This is a genomic window from Micromonospora sonchi, from assembly GCF_014646235.1.
GTDB lineage: Bacteria > Actinomycetota > Actinomycetes > Mycobacteriales > Micromonosporaceae > Micromonospora > Micromonospora sonchi.
On the sequence record NZ_BMNB01000049.1, the window covers coordinates 1 to 16,509 of the forward strand.

A 16,509-nucleotide genomic window follows, 5' to 3' on the forward strand; every position below is an offset into this window, starting at 1 on the left:
ATCATGAGGTTAGCGGCGAAGTTGATCTCCTCAACTGCCGCTAACCTCATGATCAACGCGTGGAGAGGGGGTGGGGGTGGGGGTGGGGAGGGATTTGCATTCATTGCAATGTCAGCATATGTTGGGGGGCGGTTGACAGGGGGAGGGGCGGGCGGTGGGGGCCGGACACGACCATGGGCGGCAGGTGTCGCGCGCGGGGGAGAAGCACCGGGGCCGGTTGTGGGCAGCCTTCGCCGTGCTGGCCGTGTTCATGGTGGTGGAGGCGGTCGGGGCGTGGTGGACCGGCTCGCTGGCGCTGCTCTCCGACGCCGGGCACATGTTCACCGACGTGCTCGGCATCGGCATGGCGCTCGCCGCGATCACCGCGGCGAGCCGGGCGTCCCGCGACGGCCAGCACACCTTCGGCCTGTACCGGATGGAGGTCCTCGCCGCGCTGGCCAACGCGGTGCTGCTGTTCGGCGTCGCCATCTACGTACTGGTGGAGGCGGTACGCCGGCTCGACGAGCCGCCGCAGGTGATGGCCGGTCCGATGTTGGCCGTTGCGGTGGCGGGCCTGATCGCCAACGTCGTGGCGTTCCTCCTGCTGCGCAGCGGCGCCCAGGAGAGCCTGAACGTGCGCGGCGCGTACCTGGAGGTGCTCGGCGACCTGGTCGCCTCGGTCGGCGTGATCGCCGCCGCCGGGGTGATCGCGGCGACCGGCTGGTGGTACGCCGACCCGATCATCGCGGTGGCCGTGGGCCTGTTCATCCTGCCCCGCACCTATCAGCTGGGCCGGGCCGCCCTGCGGGTCCTCGTGCAGGCCGCGCCGCCGCACGTGAACGTCGCGGCGGTCCGCGACGGGCTGTGCGCCCTCGACGGCGTGACCGGCGTGCACGATCTGCACGTGTGGACCCTGACCTCGGGGATGGAGGTGGCCTCGGCGCACCTCATTCTCGACGCCGGCGCCGATCTCGCCGGTGTGCTGGCCGCCGCTCGGCGGGTCCTGCACGACCGGTTCGCCATCGAGCATGCCACCCTTCAGGCGGAGCCGCAGGACGCCGAGGGTGTCTGCGGCGGGAGCCAATGGTGACATTTCTCCCGGAACTATCGGCGGCCGGCCGCCGACTATCTGACGAACCGTCCACGACCCGGGAGTCGTTCGTGAACCGCCCGCCCTGTGCCGCCCTGTCCGTGTCCTCACCCCCGGCCACCCGCGTCCCGCCAGCCGCCGTACCGGCCGCGGCCCACGGGGAGTCACGGTGACGAGCAGGGCCAGAACCTCGCCCCGTCCGGTGCTGGTACCGGTCGCCACGATCCTGGTGGCGGCGGGAATCGGGGCGGCGCTGCTGCGGTGGGGCGGCGGCAGCACCCCACCGACCCTGCCGGGGATTCCCGAGCCGGACCGGGTCACGGCGTGGCTGCTGCCGGCCGCCCGCCTCGGCATGCAGATCGGGGCGGTGTGCACCGTCGGTCTGCTGCTGGCGGTCGTCGTGCTCTCCCCGCGCGACGACGGAGGCCGGCTCTCCGCGCTGGGCTACCGCCGGCTGCGGGCCGCCGCGTTGGCCGCGGCCCTGTGGTCGGTGGCCGCCACGATCGCGGTCGGCTACACCCTGGTCGACCTGTTCGGGTTGCCCGCCTCGCGGGTGTTGTCGGTGCGCGCGGTGCTGAACTTCGCCCTCACCGTGCCGCTGGGGCAGTCGTTGGCGCTCAGCGGCGCCCTCGCGCTGGTCACGGCGGTGATCGCGGCGCGCAGCCTGCGTCCGGTGGGGGCGCTGGTGGCCCTGCTCACCGCGCTGGCGGCGACGGTGCCGCCGGTCTTCACCGGCCATGCCGCCTCGGCCAACAACCACCAGTTGGCCGTGTCGAGCATGCTGCTGCACGTGGTGCCGGTCACTCTCTGGGCCGGTGGCCTGCTCGCCCTGGCGGTCACCGCCCGGGGCGGTACGGCCGACCTCGCCGTCGCGGTACGCCGGTTCTCGCCGCTGGCACTGGCCTGCCTGGTCGCGGTCGCCGGATCCGGGGTGCTGTCGGCGGGCGTACGGCTGACCAGCCTGGCCGATCTGACCGGAACCCGGTACGGGCAGATGCTGTTGGTCAAGATTGCCGCGCTGGCCGCGATCGCGGTCGCCGGGCTGCTGCACCGCCGCCGGGCGATCCCCGCCCTGGCCGCCGGTCGGCGTCGCCCGTTCCTGCGGGTCGCGGTCGTGGAGACGCTGTTGTTCGGCGCGACGATCGGAACAGCCGTGGCCCTGGCGCGGACGCCGCCCCCGATCGGCGACGCCGAGCTGGACCCGGCCCTCGCGCTGCTCGGGTTCCCCATGCCACCACCGCTGAGCATCGAGACGGCAGTCCGGCTCTGGCTGCCGGAGCCGCTGCTGATCGCCGTCGCCCTGGCCGCAGCCGGGGGCTACGTCGCCGGAGTGTGGCGGCTGCGTCGTCGCGGAGACGCCTGGCCGGCGACGCGTACCGTCCTCTGGTTGGCCGGCTGCGCCGTGATCATCATCGCCACCTCCAGCGGCCTGGCCCGCTACGGACCGGTGCTGTTCAGCGTGCACATGATGCAGCACCTGCTGCTGATGATGGTCGCGCCGATCCTGCTCGTCCTCGCCGGGCCGGTCACCCTCGCGCTGCGCGCACTGCGCCCTTCGGCGGACCCGCGCTGGCCGGGCCCCCGGGAATGGCTACAGGTGGCCCTGCATTCCCGGGTGTCCCGCGCGTTGACCAATCCGGTCGTGGCGCTCGCCCTCTACGTGGCCAGCCTGTACGTGCTCTATTTCACCGGCCTGTACGAGCTGGCGGTGCGCTCGCACGCAGCCCACCTGGCCATGGTCTTCCACTTCCTCGGCGTCGGGTACCTCTTCTTCTGGACGGCCATCGGTATCGACCCGGCCCCGCGTCGCGCGCCGTACCCGCTGAAAATGGTCCTGGTGCTGATCAGCATGGTGCTGCACGCCTTCCTCGGCGTCGCCCTGATGCAGTCGGCCACCCTGCTGGCCCCTGACTGGTGGATGGCGCTGGCCCGGCCGTGGGGGCCGACGCCCCTGGAGGACCAGCGTGCCGCCGGAGGAATCGCCTGGTCCTTCGGCGAACTGCCCACGCTGATCGTCCTCGGAGCGTTGATGGTCCAGTGGATCCAGGCCGACCGACGCGAGGCCCGCCGCCGGGACCGGGCCGCCGACCGCGCCGAGGCGGAAGGGCGTGAGGACCCCGAGTTGGCCGCCTACAACCGGATGCTCGCCGAACTGGCCGAACGCGACCGCCGGGTGGGCCGATAAGCAGTCGTCCAGCGGGCTCTCAGGAAGCTGGCAGCAAGTCGAGACAACATTGACGGCACCGGCGAGGAGAGGTTGGCCACCCCATGACGAGCGATCTCCGACCAACCCTGGCGCCGCAGGCGGATTTCCTCGCCCGGGTCACCGCGTGGGTTCTCGCGGTGGGTGGCGGCATCGGTCTGCTCGCCGCGGCCACGCTCACCGTCGAGAAGATCAACTTGCTGGCCGATCCGGACTACGTGCCGTCGTGCAGCATCAATCCGATCCTGTCCTGCGGTTCGGTGATGACCACCCCACAGGCCGCCGCCTTCGGCATCCCCAACCCGCTGATCGGCATCGCCGGCTTCGCGGTGGTCGCCACCCTTGGGGTGCTCCTGCTCGCCGGCGTGCGCCTGCCCGGCTGGTTCTGGCTCGGCCTCCAGGCCGGCGCCGCGTTCGGCGTGGTCTTCGTGCACTGGCTGATCTACCAGAGCCTGTACGTCATCGGCGCGCTGTGCCCGTACTGCATGGTGGTCTGGGTCGTCACCATCGCGATCTTCCTCTACACCACGCTGGACAACCTCCGGCGGTGGCGGCCGTCGTCCCGGCTGGCCGGGCTCGCCGGCTACCACAGCTTCATCCTGGTCACCTGGTACGTGGTGATCGGGCTGGCCATCCTGGTCCGCTTCTGGGACTACTGGTCCAGCCTCATCTGACCGACCTCACTGGGTAGTGCCGCTGCTCGACCTGAACCCGCGCTTCGGCTCGACGGTCAGCGGGTCGGGTGGGATCCACCGCTTGACCAGCTCGTTGGCGACGACGTACGCGAGGGTGAGCGCGGCCAACGTGGCCAGGACGGGTAGTGGCGGCCGGCCGAGGCCGAGCGGCGCGGCCAGGGGGCTGAACGGCAGGGCGACGGTGACCGCGATCAGCAGCGCCCCGGTGGCGAGCAGCGGCGTCGAGGGTCGGCTGCGCAGGAAGGACCGGTTGGTACGCAGCACCATCAGCACGATGATCTCGGTCGCGGTGAACTGGATGAACCACGCGGCGCGGAACACGTCGGTGGACGTCCGCCACCACCAGTGCAGTACGGCGAGCGCGGCAAGGTCTACGGCGATGCTGATGGCGCCGTAGACCAGCATGAACCGGCGGATCGCCCGGACGTCGACGGTGCGCGGCCGGCGAAGCTGCTCGGAATCGGTGTGGTCGGTGGAGATCGTGGTGTAGGGAATGTCGGAGAGGAAGTTCAGCAGCAGCACCTGCCGGGGCAGCAGCGGCAGGAAGGGCAGTAGCAGGGTGGCGACGCTCATGCTGACCACGTTGCCGAAGGACGCGCTGGTGTTGACCCGGATGTACTTCAGCGTGTTGGTGAAGGTCTGTCGGCCGAGACGGACGCCGTCGGCGACCACGTCGAGGTCCTTCTCCAGCAGGACGATCGCCGCCGCCTGCTTCGCCACGTCGGCGGCGGTGTCGACGGAGATGCCGACGTCGGCGGCGTGCAGGGCGGGGGAGTCGTTGATGCCGTCGCCGATGAATCCGACCACGGCCCCCCGGGCGCGCAGCGCGGTCAGCACGCGTTCCTTCTGCACCGGGTCGACCTCGGCGAACACCTCGGTGTCAGCGACCCGGTCCGGCAGCTCCGCGTCGGGGCAGGCGGCGATGTCGGGGCCGAGCATCGGCTCGCCGCTGAGGCCGACCTGCGCGGCGACGTGTGCGGCGGCGTGCCGGTTGTCGCCGGTGATCAGCCGGACGGAGACCCCCATCGCGGTGAGCCGGTCGATCGCCTCGGCGGCGTCGGGCTTGGCCGGGTCCTGAAAGGCCAGCAGGCCGACCAGGGTCATCCCCGCCTCGTCGTCCGCGGTGGCGGTGCGCGCCCCGGGCAGCGCCCGGACGGCCAGGCCGAGGACCCGCTGCCCGCGGTCGCTCAGTTCGGTGAACCGCTGTTGGACCCGGTCGCGGACCTGGTCGAGCGGTACGACGCCGTCGCCGGTGCGGGCCGTGGCGCACACGTCCAGCACGGCGGCGAGCGAACCCTTGGTGATCAGGGTGGCGGTGCCGCCGTCGTCGAACAGCAGGGACAGGCGCTGACGGCTGAAATCGTACGGAACCTCGGCGATCCGGTGAGCCGGATCGGCGGGCGGCTGGCCGGCCATGATCGCGGTGTCCAGCGGGTTGCTGAAGCCCTGTTGCAGCCCGGCATTGAGCCGGGCCAGGCGGGCGGTGTCGGCATCGGGTTCGCCGTCGACGGAGAGACAGGAGGCCAGCGTCACGCTTCCGGCGGTCAGCGTCCCCGTCTTGTCGGTCAGCAGCACGGTCATGGCGCCGAAGTCCTCGATAGCCTCGAGGCGCTTGACGATGACCCGGTGTGCGGCCATCGCCCGGGCTCCGGCGGAGAGACTGACCGCGACGATCGCCGGGAGCATCTGCGGAGTCAGCCCGACGGCGAGGGCCAGGGAGAACAGCAGGGAGTCGATGACCGGCCGGCCCATCAGCAGGTTGGCCACCGCGATGCCGACCAGCAGCACCACCATGATCCGGACCAGCAGCAGCCCGAAGCGGGTCAGCCCCCGCTGGAAGCCGGTCGCCGAGGGCCGGGCCTCGATTCGGGCGGCCACCTCGGCGTACGTGGTGTCCCGGCCGGTCTGCATGACCACCGCGCGGCCGGTGCCGCTGACCACGTGCGTGCCCATCCACAGCGCGTTGGTCCGCCCGGACAGGTCCGCGTCGGCGGGCGCCGGGTCCGAGGTCTTCTCGGCCGGGAACGACTCCCCGGTCAGGGCGGCCTGGTCGACCTGCAACCGCCGGGCGTCGACGACCCGGCAGTCGGCGGGCACCACGTCACCGGCGTGCAGCACCACCAGGTCGCCGACCGTCACCTCCTCGACCGGTACGGAGACCTGATGGCCGTCGCGGATCACCTCGACGTGCACCCGGACCCGTGCCTGGAGCGCGTCGACGGCCCGCCCGGCCTTGCGTTCCTGCCAGAACCCCAGCCCGCCACTGGCCGCGACGATGGCCAGGATGATGGTGCCGTCGATCAGGTCGCCGACGGCCATCGACAGCACCGTCGCGGCGATGAGGATCACGATGATGGGGCTGGTGAACTGGGTCAGCAGCAGCCGCCAGCCGCGGCGGCGGGCCACGGAGACCTGGTTGGGGCCCCGTTCGCGCAGCAACCGCGCGGCCTGCTCGCCGGTGAGCCCCTGGGCCGGAGCGCCGACGGCGGCCAGCGCCTCGGGCAGCTCACCGGCCCAGAACCGCGCGGCGCGGCCCTGCGGCCCGACCCGTGCCCCCACCCACCCTCCGCAGCCTCGCGGCGGCGCCTGCCGCCGCGCTCTCGACGCTACCGAGCGGAGACGGGCCGCGCGGCCCGTCGGCGCGATCGGTCAGCAAAGCCCAGCTCAGGTCCTGCATCGCGGACACCAGACGCGCGGCCATGTAGATCGACAGGGACACCGGAGCACCTTCGTACTCGATCAGCAGCTCTCGGCGACAGGTGCGGCAGGGCCAGGGCGAGCCAGTGGCCCCGGTTGATCGGCACCCGGTGCCGGTGTAGCTACCGCGCCTGGACCGCGGCTACGACAGCAACCGCCTTGATCAACGCCGATCGCCGTTTCGCCGTAATGGCGGTGTTGCGACCGATCAGACACCGCCGTACCGACGAAACGGAGTCGATCAACAGGCTGCGGAGGCCAGCGGCCGATCACTGACGCCCGGGACGTAACCGACAGGACCTCCGGCACCCTGCTCAAGCAGGAGCTCAGGGTGGAAGAGATGAGCAGGCCGTACTCGTGCCACGATCGATCAACGCTGCCGTCGGCTGTGGTGACGGCGGCGCCAGATCGACACCAGCACGACGACCACGAGCACGGCGAGCAGCGCGTGGGTTCCGATGCCCAGTTCCCGCTCGAGATAGTGAAGTGAGGCCGCGCCGAAGTAGCCCAGCAGCGCCACCCCCGCGGCCCAGACCAGCCCGCCGGCCAGGTTCGCCCACCCGAACGAGGCCCGACGCATCCCGCTGGCGCCGGCGACGATCGGGACGATCGTGCGCAGCACCGCCACCCATCGACCGATCAGCACCGCCGTCGCGCCCCGACGGGCGACCAGGCGCCGGGCCCGGTTCAGGTCCAGGTGCCGGCGTGCCACGGCGGGAGCCCGGCCCAGCACCGCCGGCCCGTAGCGTCGGCCCAGCAGGTAGCCGATCTGGTCGCCGAGGCACGCGCCGGCGGTCGCCGTGGCGACCACCGCCCAGAGCGGCAGCCCACCGCCGTGCGCCACCACCCCGCCGACCAGGACGGCGGTCTCCCCGGGGACCACCAGGCCCAGCAGGGTCGAGGACTCCAACGCGGGCAGGAGGAACACCAGGGTCAGTACGACCACCGGCGGCAGCGCGGCGATCATTGCCAGTACCCGCTCCACCTCCTGATTGTGGCGCTCGGAGCCGATCCGGAGGCGGCGATCGGTCCGGCGGAAACCGCCGAACCGTGCCGGATGAACCCGTATGGTTCGACGTGCAGGAGGCCCGTGAGCGAGACCGGCGACCGGGCGGTGGAGGCGAGGAGTGGTGGTAGCCCGGACGCATCGCCCGTCGCCGGCGCTGCTGGTCAACCTGGCCCTCTCGGCCGTCCTGCTGGTCGCGGCGAGCCTGCTGATCCGCCAGCATCCGGTCGCGGCCTGGGAGCGGGACCTGTTCACCCTGCTCAACCGCCTGCCGTCCGGGGCGGCGCCGGTGCTGGCCGCGGTCATGCAGGTCGGCTCGTACCTGGCGGTGTTCGTCGCCGTCGCCGTCGCCGCCCTGCTGCGGCGGTTCGCGGTGGCGCGGGACCTGCTGCTGGCCGGCAACCTGGCGTACTGGCTGGCGGTCGTCAACAAGCTCGCGGTGGCCCGGCAGCGGCCGGCCGGCCTGCTGGCCGACGTGGTCGTGCACGACACGATCACCGGCTTGCTGGGGTATCCCTCCGGGCACGTCGCGGTCGCCACCGCCCTGGCTCTGGTGGCCGCCCGGGCGGGCGGCCCACGCTGGCGGCGCCTGATGTGGGCCGTGATCGTCGTGGTGGCCGTGGCCCGGGTGCACGTCGGCGCGCATCTTCCGCTGGACGCCGTCGGCGGGTTCCTGGTCGGCTGGCTCGCGGTGTGCCTGACCCGGTTGGTGGTCGGGGAGGTCGGTCCGGAACGGTCCGCCGCCAGCCTGCGTCGGGCGCTGCGGCGCCGGGGGCTCGACGTGACCCGACTGGAGCCGCTGATCGGCGACGCCCGCGGCTCGTGGCCCTGGCGGGCGCTGACCGCCGACGGCCGGCAGTTGTTCGTCAAACTGAGCGGGGGGCAGCAGCGCGACGCGGACTGGGCGTACAAGCTCTACCGGCGGCTGCGGTTCCGGCACGTCGCCGACGAGCCGCCGTACCTGAGCGCGAAGCAGCAGAGCGAACACGAGACGTACCTGACGCTGCTGGCGGAGCGGGCCGGTGTGCGGGTGCCGGAGGTCGTCACGACCGCCACCCTGCCCGGTGGCGACGCGGTGCTGGTGCAGGAGTTCGTCGACGCCGCGCCGCTGCGCTCGACCGTCGGCCCGCTGCCACTCGCGGCGGTGGCGGACGTGTGCCGGCAGGTGTCGCTGCTGCACCGCGCCGGCATCGCGCACCGGGACCTGCGCGCGGCCAACATCCTCCTCGCCGGCCGGACCGCACATCTGGTCGACCTCGGGTTCGGCGTCGACGGGGCCCCCGCCGACCAGCAGGCGCGGGACCTCGTCGAGTTGCTGGTCACCCTCGCCGGCCGGGTCGATCCGGCGGCCGTGGTCGACGTCGCGATGGCGCAGCTGGGTGCCGCGCAGGTCGCGGACAGCCTGCCGTACCTGCAACGGCCGGTGCTCTCCCGGGCCGGCCACGACGCGCTGCGCCGGACGCCCACGCTGCTTCAGGAACTGCGCGGCGAGATCCTGCGCCGTTGCCCGGAGCGGGAGCGGCGGCTGGCCCGGGTCGGTCGGATCACGCCGCGCGGCATCCTGCTGCTGGTCGCGCTCGGCCTGCTGGTGTACGTCCTGCTGCCGCAGGTTGGTGAGGTACGCACCGCGCTGCGCCTGATGCTGCACGCGCACCCGGCGGCCCTCGCGGCGACCCTGCTCGGCTCGGTGGCCACCTACCTGCTCAGCGCGTTCGTGCTGCGGCTGGCCGCCGCCAACCGGATCCCGCTCGGGGAGACCACCGTCGTGCAGGTGGCCGCCTCCTTCGCCAACCGGCTGGCTCCCGGCAGCATCGGCGGTGCCGCGTTGAGCGTGCGCTACCTGCATCAGAAGGGGTTCGGCACCGCCGAGTCGGCGACCGCGGTGGCGGTCTCCCGGACGGCCGGCGTGGTGTCGGTCGCGCTGCTGCTGCCGGTGCTGCTGCCCTTCGCGCGCCAGCCCGTCCGGACGCTCGAACACGCCGCCACCAGCAAGGCGTTGCCGCTGCTGCTCGGCGTCCTGGTGGTGCTGCTGGTCGCCGCCGCGCTGCTCGCCGTACCCCGGTTGCGGCGCCAGGGGCGGGCGGTGGCCCGGCAGAGCCTCGACGCCCTCCGGGCGCTGCCCCGTCAGCACCGGCTGTCCCGGCTGGTCGGTGCGGCGCTGGCGCTGACCCTGGCCTACGGACTCAGCCTCTACTTCGGGCTGCTCGCGGTCGGCGAGCCGATCAGCCTGGCGCTGCTGCCGCCGGTGATCCTGGTGTCCGTCGTCGGTGAGGGCGTCGCCTCCGCCGCGCCCACCCCCGGTGGGCTGGGCGCCACCGAGGCGGCCCTGGTGTCCGGGTTGCTGCTCTACGGCGTGCCCGTCGACACCGCCGTGGCCGGTGTGCTGATCTACCGGCTCGCGACCTTCTGGTTACCCGCTCCGTTCGGGTACGTCGCCCTGCGGTGGCTGGCGCATCGGCGTCTGCTCTGATGTCGGCCCCGGCTCACGCCGCCGGCGGCCCCGCGTCGGCGACATGACCTCGGCGACGACCGAGGCCATGTCGATCCGGGCGTCGGTGTCGGCGGCACTGTCCCCGGCGCGGGACAGCAACTCGGTGAGCGCCGGCCCCAGCCGCTGTGCGGAGGCGATGTAGCTGGTCAGCGCGGAGCGGCGAAGAATGGCGGCGTTGGCCCGGCCGTGCCCGGGAATGGGTCGGTAGGTGATGGTGGGCCGGCCCGAGGCGAGCGCCTCCTGACAGGTGAGGCCCCCGGCGTTCTCCACCACGACGTCGGCCGCCCGCATCAGGGTGGGCATGTCGTCGACCCAGCCGAGTACGTGCCCGGGAAACCGGCGCAGCCGGCGGTGCAGCCGCTCGTTGCGTCCGCACACCACGACGGGCTCCGCGCAACCGGTGGCCAGCACCTCCGCCGCGGTCCGGGTCACCTCCCCGATGCCCCAGGAACCCGCGACGATCAGCGCGAGCCGGGCCCGCTCGGGCAGCCCGAGACGCTGCCGGGCGGCCTGGGTGCTCAGCTCGGACAGCGCGCCGAAGCGGGCGCTCACCAGCGGACGGACCACGCGCGCCGCCGTCGCGCCCGCGGCCACCGCCTGCTGGCGTGAGAGCTCGTGCACGACGCAGTACAGGTCCACGCCGGGCGAGATCCAGCTCGGGTGGATGGCGAAGTCCGTCACGTACGTGACCAGTGGCGCGGTGATCAGCCCGGCGGACCGCATCGGCCCCAGGAGCTGATTGGCGAAGGGAAAGGTCGTCACCACGGCCCGGGTGTCCGCAGGCAGGTGGCCCAGCACGCGGCGGACCGCCGGGCGCAGCGCGGCGCGGAGCAACTCCATCGAGCGGGTCGAGCGGGCGGTCGCGCTGAACAGCGCCTCGTAACACCAGGGCAGCCAGCGCAGCATGCTCCGGTAGGTCTCCCGGACGCCGGTGTCCAGCGGGCGGGGAAGCAGCGACAGGAAGTTCAGCCGGTCCACCGCCAGGCCATGGCCGGTCAGCAGGTGGGACAACTCGGCCGCCGCGGCGTCGTGTCCGGCCCCGATGTCGGCCGAGACGACCACGACCCGGCCGGTGGCGGGGCGGTCCGGCACGCCGGTGCGGGTACGGGCGGCCGAGCGACCAGAGCCGGCGCGGCGCAGCGCCGGCTGCCACGATTCACCGGCGCACGCCGCCCACCCCGTCTCGGGCCTGCACCCCGCCTCGGGCCTGCACTCCGTCACCGCGCGGGCATACCCACCCGGGCGGATCTCAGTCCCGGTCGGGGTCTACGGCGCGGGAACGACCTGCTGGCCGAGCGGCCAGATCGCGGCCGGGACGAGTTTGAAGTTGGCCACGCCGAACGGGATGCCGATGATGGTGAGGCAGAGGCCGACACCGGCGACGATGTGGGACAGGGCGAGCCACCACCCGGCCAGGAGCACCCAGATGACGTTGGCGACGCCCGAGGCGACGCCGACGCCGGGCTTGGGCACCAGGGTGCGGCCGAAGGGCCAGAGCGAGTACGACGCCAGCCGCAGCGACGCGACCCCGAACGGGATGGTGACGACGAGCACGAAGCAGATCAGCGCGGCGATGCCGTAGCCGATGGCCAGCATGAGCCCGCCGCCGAAGATGAGCCACAGCACGTTCAGCACGAATCGGATCATGAGCCAATGATGACCGGTGCCCGCCACCGGCCACCCGAGAGGGCGGCCGGTGGCGTTGCGGCGGTCAGCCGGTGACGCCGGTGACGCTGCCACCGGACTTCGTGACGCGGTACGTCACCCGCGTACCACTCCAGAAGTGGAACGTGAGGGTCACCGGGGCGCCGTCGCGGACCTCACCGAAGAAGGTCTCGGTCAGCGTGATGCGACTGCCGGTGTAGTCGGGGGAGAAGGCGACGTCGAACTCCTTGAACGAGGTCCAGTCGTGCGGGCCGGCGTTGCTGCCGTCGGCGTACCTCGCCTCCATGGTGGCGAGCTGGTCGCTCCGGAACTGGGTCGGAATGGCGAAGGAGGCGGTCGAACCCGTCGTGTTCGACAGCAGCGGCGGGTCGTAGGTGATCACGTCGATCCGCCAGGGGACGCCGGCGGAGAAGCGCGCCTGCAGGGTGGCGTTGACGCCGTACGCCCGGCTGCCGACCAGCCGGGTCAGCGCGCTCGAGGTGATGGTGAGCTGGTTGCCGGAGACGGTGTAGTCGGTGCCCTGCGTCAGGTTCGTGGTGCCCTGGCGCAGCCCGGCGAAGGTGGTGCCGTTGAGGTTCAGGGTCAGCGACTTGGCGGTGACCGAGCCGGTACGCGGCACGTACACCTGGTCGGACGAGGCGGTGCCGGAGCGGGTCGTCCAGCTCGACTTGATCTGGGCGAACAGTTCCGCGTCACGCCACTGGAAGGTGGTCCGGTTGAAGTGCTGGCCGTTGTCCCACAGTTGGGTGGTGAGCTGCCGGTGGCGGGCGTAGTAGCCGAGGAACTCGAAGAACTTCAGCTTCTCGCCCTGCTCGATGGTGCCGGTGTGCCGGTCGAAACCGAGCAGCCCGTACTCGCCGATGACGACCGGGATGCCCCGGGTGACGAAGGCGTTGTAGACCCGGTCGAAGGAGTCGACCAGGTCCTGCTGGGTGGTGGCGTCGAAGCGGGTGCCGCCGGCGACGTTCACGCTGAACGGCCAGTAGCCGTAGAAGTGCACGGTGGCGATCAGGTTGCGGTCGTTGAGCTGGTTGATCGTCGTGGTCAGCTCGTTGACGCGGGCCTGGTCGGCGGAGGTGTGCAGGGTCGGCAGGACCAGCATCCGGGTGGCGTTGTTGCCGCCGGAGGCGCGTACGATCCGGTGGAAGTTGACGTTCAGCTCGTGGAGCAGCTGAGCGTTCTGGGCGTCCCCGGAGCTGTTGGCGAACTGCGGTTCGTTGACGCTCTCGAAGTGCAGCTTCGGTGCGGCGTCCCGGAACGCGGCGGCGATCTGGGTCCACAGCGCGTTGTAGCGGTTGAGCACCGCGGTCCGGTTCGTCGGCATCTCGTGGATCCACTGCCACGAATCGTGATGCAGGTTGATCATCACGTAGAAGCCGTCGTCCAGGGCCCAGCCGACGACCTCCTTGATCCGGTTCAGCCAGGCCGCGTCGATGGTGTACGAGGGCGCCGGGCCGTGGTGGTTGCTCCAGGTGATCGGGAGCCGGATGCTGTTGAAGCCCTGGGCCCGGATGGCGTCCAGTTGCGCCTGGGTGACCCGGGGGTTGCCCCAGGCGGTCTCGTCGGCGCCGACGGCGTCGAAGGTGTTGCCGAGGTTCCAGCCGGGCTGCATGGCGGCGACGTAGGCCATCGGGTCGCCGGCCGGCGGCGGCGTGGTCGGCGGCGGGGTGCTGGGCGGCGGGGTGCTCGGCGGCGGGGTGCTCGGCGGCGGGGTGGTGGGGCCGACGCTGCCGGTGCAGGTGACGCCGTTGAGCGCGAACGAGGTCGGCGCGTTGTTGGCGCCGGACCAGGAGCCGTTGAAGCCGAACGACACCGCCTGGTTGGTGCCGAGCGCGGCGTTGTAGCCGACGTTGCTGGCGGTGACGTCGTTGCCGGACTGGGTGACGTTGGCGTTCCACGCCTGGGTCACCCGCTGGCCGGAGGGGAACGTCCAGGTCAGCCGCCAGCCGTTCAGCGGGTCGCCCAGGTTGGTGACGTCGACGTTGGCCGTGAACCCGCCCGGCCACTGACTGGGCGCGGAGTATGCCACCCGGCATCCGGCGGCCGCGTGGGCGGCACCCGCGTTGATCAGCCCGACCCCGGCCAGCAACACCGCGATGCCGCTGGTGATCAGGCCGAATCGCCATCGTGTCCTTCGTAGTGTGCCGCTCAGCCCGGCCATGACGCTCCTCATGTGGTGATGGTGTCGACGGGTGGCTGACCGGGCGCCGCGAGGACCACCGGAAACGTCCGGCCGGCTCGCACCATAAGTTGGGATCAACAACTTTGTCAATCGATGCCCTGTGATGTAAGGGGGTGGCGATTGACCACTGCCGGGGCGGGTAGTCCCCGGCGTGACAGCGGCGGAGGACCGGGACGGCGGACGGGTGCGGGACGCGGCCGGCCGAGCGCAGGCCGAGGTCGCGGCCGAGCAGGTGCGGGGCGCGGCCGGGCGGGTGCGGGGCGCGGTCGCGTGGACTGTCAGCGGGATCAGCAGCCGGGCCAACTGGCGGAGACGGCGACGCACCCTGGAGCTGTACGCCATCCTCGCCGTCCAGGCCGGGGTCGCGGCCGCGCTCGCCTGGGTCGTGGCGCACGAGGTGCTGCATCATCCGTCGCCGGTCTTCGCGCCCACCGCCGCCGTGGGTACCATCGCCGCCGCGATCGGCCGCCGGGCCCGCCGCACCCTCGAACTGCTGATCGGCGTGCTGGCCGGACTGCTGGCCGGCGACGCCCTGATCGCGGTCATCGGCACCGGTCCGTGGCAGATCGCCACCGTGGTCACGCTGTCCATCCTGCTCGCCCTGAGCCTGAGCCGGGGCGGACAGGTGGTCACCCAGGCCGGCGGTACCGCCGTGCTCATCGCGACGCTCGCGCCGCTGCAGCGCGGGCTCGAGCTGCCCCGGATCATCGACGCCACCATCGGCGGGCTGGTCGCCGTGGCGGTGGTGGCCCTGCTGCCGGTCAACCCGGTGCGGCTCGTCCAGCGGGCCGCCCGCCCGCTGTTCGCGGTCACGCAGGAGCAGCTGCACAAGGCCGCCGACGGGATGGCCCGCGGCGACGCGGACCTGACCGGCCGGGCCCGGGACGCGCTGGCCGACGTGGAGTCCCAGGTGCAGCTGCTCAACGACGCCGTCTCCGGCGCCCACGAGGCGGTGGCCGTCTCCCCGCTGCGCTGGCACCGGCGCGGCGAGTACGAGCGCTACGAGCGCGGCGCGACCTTCCTGAGCCTGGCCGTCCGGGGCGCGCAGGAGATGCTGCGCCGGGCGGCCACCGCGGTCCACGACGGCGAGCCGATCCCGCGCGGGTTGCCGGCCGCGCTGCACGACCTCGGCGACGGCCTCGCACTGATCCAGTTGGAAGCGGAGGGCGGACCCCACACGGGCCGGCCCGAGCAGCTGATCCTGAAGGGGATGGACCGGGCCGCCGAGGCGTACCACGAGGGGGTCGGCTTCTCCGGCAACGTGGTGGTGGCGCAGATCCGTACCGTCGCCACCGATCTGCTGCGTACCCTCGGTTGCTCCGAGCGGAAGGCCAGCGACCGGATCCGGGAGCGGTTCGCACGCCGGGTCGGCGCCGACCCGGCGGAGCGCTCCGCCGAGCCGGATCGCCGGTGACCGGATCAGATCCGCCCGGCCACCGTCCGGGCCAGCTTCATCAGCGGCTCGCGGTACGCGGCCGGGTCGTCCAGGCGGACCAGCCGGATGGCCACCCACACCCCGGAGGCGTGGACGAAAACGGCACCGTCCTCGAGATACGCCTCGTCCCCGAGGCCGGACAGGGTCTCGAATTCGTGATCGAGGTCGCGGTCGATGTCGAGGATCTTCTTCGCCCCGTCCCCGACGTAGATCTCCACCTGGGCCAACGGCCCGGAGACCGGTCCGGTGTAGGAGCAGCTTTCGCCGCCCGGCACCGCGTCCGCCAACCGGGTGCCGGCCAGCTTCTCGGCCTCCTGCTGGGAGACCAACGCGCAGGCGTCCACCGGCGGCGCGTCCACCGGCTCAGGCGCGTCGGCCGGCTCGGTCGGCGGCCCGGCCTCGGTCGCCGGGGCGGGCACCGGTGGCGCCGCGGTGGGCGCCGTGGCACCGCAGGCGGCGAGGGCGGCGACGGCGACGGCCGACACCGCCAGCCGGGCGGGGGTCAGGAATCTCACCGGTTCTCCCTCGTCCGAGGCTCAGCTGGGCAGGCCGTCGAGCACCCGGCGCAACGCCTGCTGGTAGCCGTCGGGTTGGGCGCCGAGGCGCTGGAAGCTGCTCAGGGTCACCGTGAAAGCGCCCGCGTCGTTGATCACCACCGCCTCGGCCCCGAGCTCCTTGACGGCCAGGTAGCCCTTGCCGTCGCCGAGATCCGTCACGTCCTGGTAGCTCTGGTCGGCCTGCTGGCGCTGATAGTCGTAGGTGCTCTCGCCGGCCAGCCCGGAGGCCATCGTCACGGTGAACAGGGCGACCCCCTCGCCGTCGCCGAAGCTGCAGTTGCCCTGGTCGACCATTGGCTGACCGACGAACTCGGCGACCTGCTCGGCGGTGAACGGGCAGGCCGGGGGTGCCGCTTCGGTGTCGTCGGCGGGCAGCTCGAGACCGGCGTCGTCGGCGGACAGGTCGGCGTCCGCGCCGGCGGCCGGTGGCGGGGGTTCGCTGCGGTCGCATCCGGTCAACGCGAGGACGGTCGCGAAGACCGCGGGCAGGATCAGTCGCCGCACGTGTT

At 72.5% G+C, this 16,509-nt stretch carries 12 protein-coding genes; 5 read left to right on the forward strand and 7 right to left on the reverse strand.

The annotated features are described in order from the left end of the window. Positions 1 to 154 precede the first annotated feature (154 nt). The 3 genes from IEY61_RS29470 to IEY61_RS29480 all read left to right on the forward strand — a co-directional run bounded on the left by IEY61_RS29470 (position 155) and on the right by IEY61_RS29480 (position 3,946). Positions 155 to 1,069 (forward strand): cation diffusion facilitator family transporter, encoded by a 915-nt coding sequence (locus IEY61_RS29470; RefSeq protein ID WP_189050287.1) that lies wholly within the window; start codon positions 155 to 157, stop codon positions 1,067 to 1,069. 169 nt (positions 1,070 to 1,238) lie between these two features. Further along, a complete protein-coding gene (locus IEY61_RS29475; protein ID WP_229706564.1) occupies positions 1,239 to 3,254 on the forward strand; it encodes a bifunctional copper resistance protein CopD/cytochrome c oxidase assembly protein in 2,016 nt (671 codons plus the stop codon). Between the two features lie 83 nt (positions 3,255 to 3,337). Next, entirely contained in the window at positions 3,338 to 3,946 is a 609-nt protein-coding gene (locus IEY61_RS29480) for a vitamin K epoxide reductase family protein (protein WP_189050289.1), read from the forward strand. Between the two features lie 6 nt (positions 3,947 to 3,952). Here the strand turns inward: IEY61_RS29480 and mgtA are convergent, their stop codons facing one another. Together mgtA and IEY61_RS29490 are read right to left on the reverse strand one after the other, a co-directional pair. Then, positions 3,953 to 6,526 (reverse strand): magnesium-translocating P-type ATPase, encoded by a 2,574-nt coding sequence (mgtA, locus tag IEY61_RS29485; RefSeq protein WP_189050291.1) that lies wholly within the window; start codon positions 6,524 to 6,526, stop codon positions 3,953 to 3,955. A 508-nt stretch (positions 6,527 to 7,034) separates the two neighbouring features. Beyond that, the gene (locus tag IEY61_RS29490) at positions 7,035 to 7,649 is read right to left on the reverse strand and encodes a DedA family protein (RefSeq protein ID WP_229706565.1); all 615 of its coding nucleotides are present in this window, start codon (positions 7,647 to 7,649) and stop codon (positions 7,035 to 7,037) included. Between the two features lie 142 nt (positions 7,650 to 7,791). On the opposite strand from IEY61_RS29490, the gene IEY61_RS29495 reads away from it, so the two are divergent. Next, on the forward strand, positions 7,792 to 10,140 hold the full coding sequence (locus IEY61_RS29495) for a lysylphosphatidylglycerol synthase domain-containing protein (RefSeq protein WP_229706566.1): 2,349 nt from the start codon (positions 7,792 to 7,794) through the stop codon (positions 10,138 to 10,140). Here the strand turns inward: IEY61_RS29495 and IEY61_RS29500 are convergent. The 3 genes from IEY61_RS29500 to IEY61_RS29510 all read right to left on the reverse strand — a co-directional run bounded on the left by IEY61_RS29500 (position 10,081) and on the right by IEY61_RS29510 (position 13,999). Beyond that, positions 10,081 to 11,301 carry an MGDG synthase family glycosyltransferase gene (locus IEY61_RS29500; RefSeq protein ID WP_189050332.1) on the reverse strand — a complete coding sequence of 407 codons (1,221 nt, stop codon included), beginning with the start codon at positions 11,299 to 11,301 and terminating at the stop codon, positions 10,081 to 10,083. The two genes, IEY61_RS29495 and IEY61_RS29500, sit on opposite strands and share 60 nt — an antisense overlap. A 126-nt stretch (positions 11,302 to 11,427) precedes the next feature. Further along, positions 11,428 to 11,808 (reverse strand): YccF domain-containing protein, encoded by a 381-nt coding sequence (locus IEY61_RS29505; protein WP_189050293.1) that lies wholly within the window; start codon positions 11,806 to 11,808, stop codon positions 11,428 to 11,430. Positions 11,809 to 11,872: 64 nt separating this feature from the next. Next, on the reverse strand, positions 11,873 to 13,999 hold the full coding sequence (locus IEY61_RS29510; protein WP_229706567.1) for a cellulase family glycosylhydrolase: 2,127 nt from the start codon (positions 13,997 to 13,999) through the stop codon (positions 11,873 to 11,875). Positions 14,000 to 14,159: 160 nt separating this feature from the next. Between IEY61_RS29510 and IEY61_RS29515 the strand changes: the two genes are divergently transcribed. After that, positions 14,160 to 15,422 (forward strand): FUSC family protein, encoded by a 1,263-nt coding sequence (locus tag IEY61_RS29515; protein WP_189050295.1) that lies wholly within the window; start codon positions 14,160 to 14,162, stop codon positions 15,420 to 15,422. 5 nt (positions 15,423 to 15,427) lie between these two features. Here the strand turns inward: IEY61_RS29515 and IEY61_RS29520 are convergent, their stop codons facing one another. Then, positions 15,428 to 15,958, reverse strand: a complete 531-nt coding sequence (locus tag IEY61_RS29520; protein ID WP_189050297.1) for a DUF3558 family protein — start codon at positions 15,956 to 15,958, stop codon at positions 15,428 to 15,430. Positions 15,959 to 15,979: 21 nt separating this feature from the next. Beyond that, positions 15,980 to 16,504, reverse strand: a complete 525-nt coding sequence (locus IEY61_RS29525; protein WP_189050299.1) for a hypothetical protein — start codon at positions 16,502 to 16,504, stop codon at positions 15,980 to 15,982. Positions 16,505 to 16,509 lie beyond the last annotated feature (5 nt).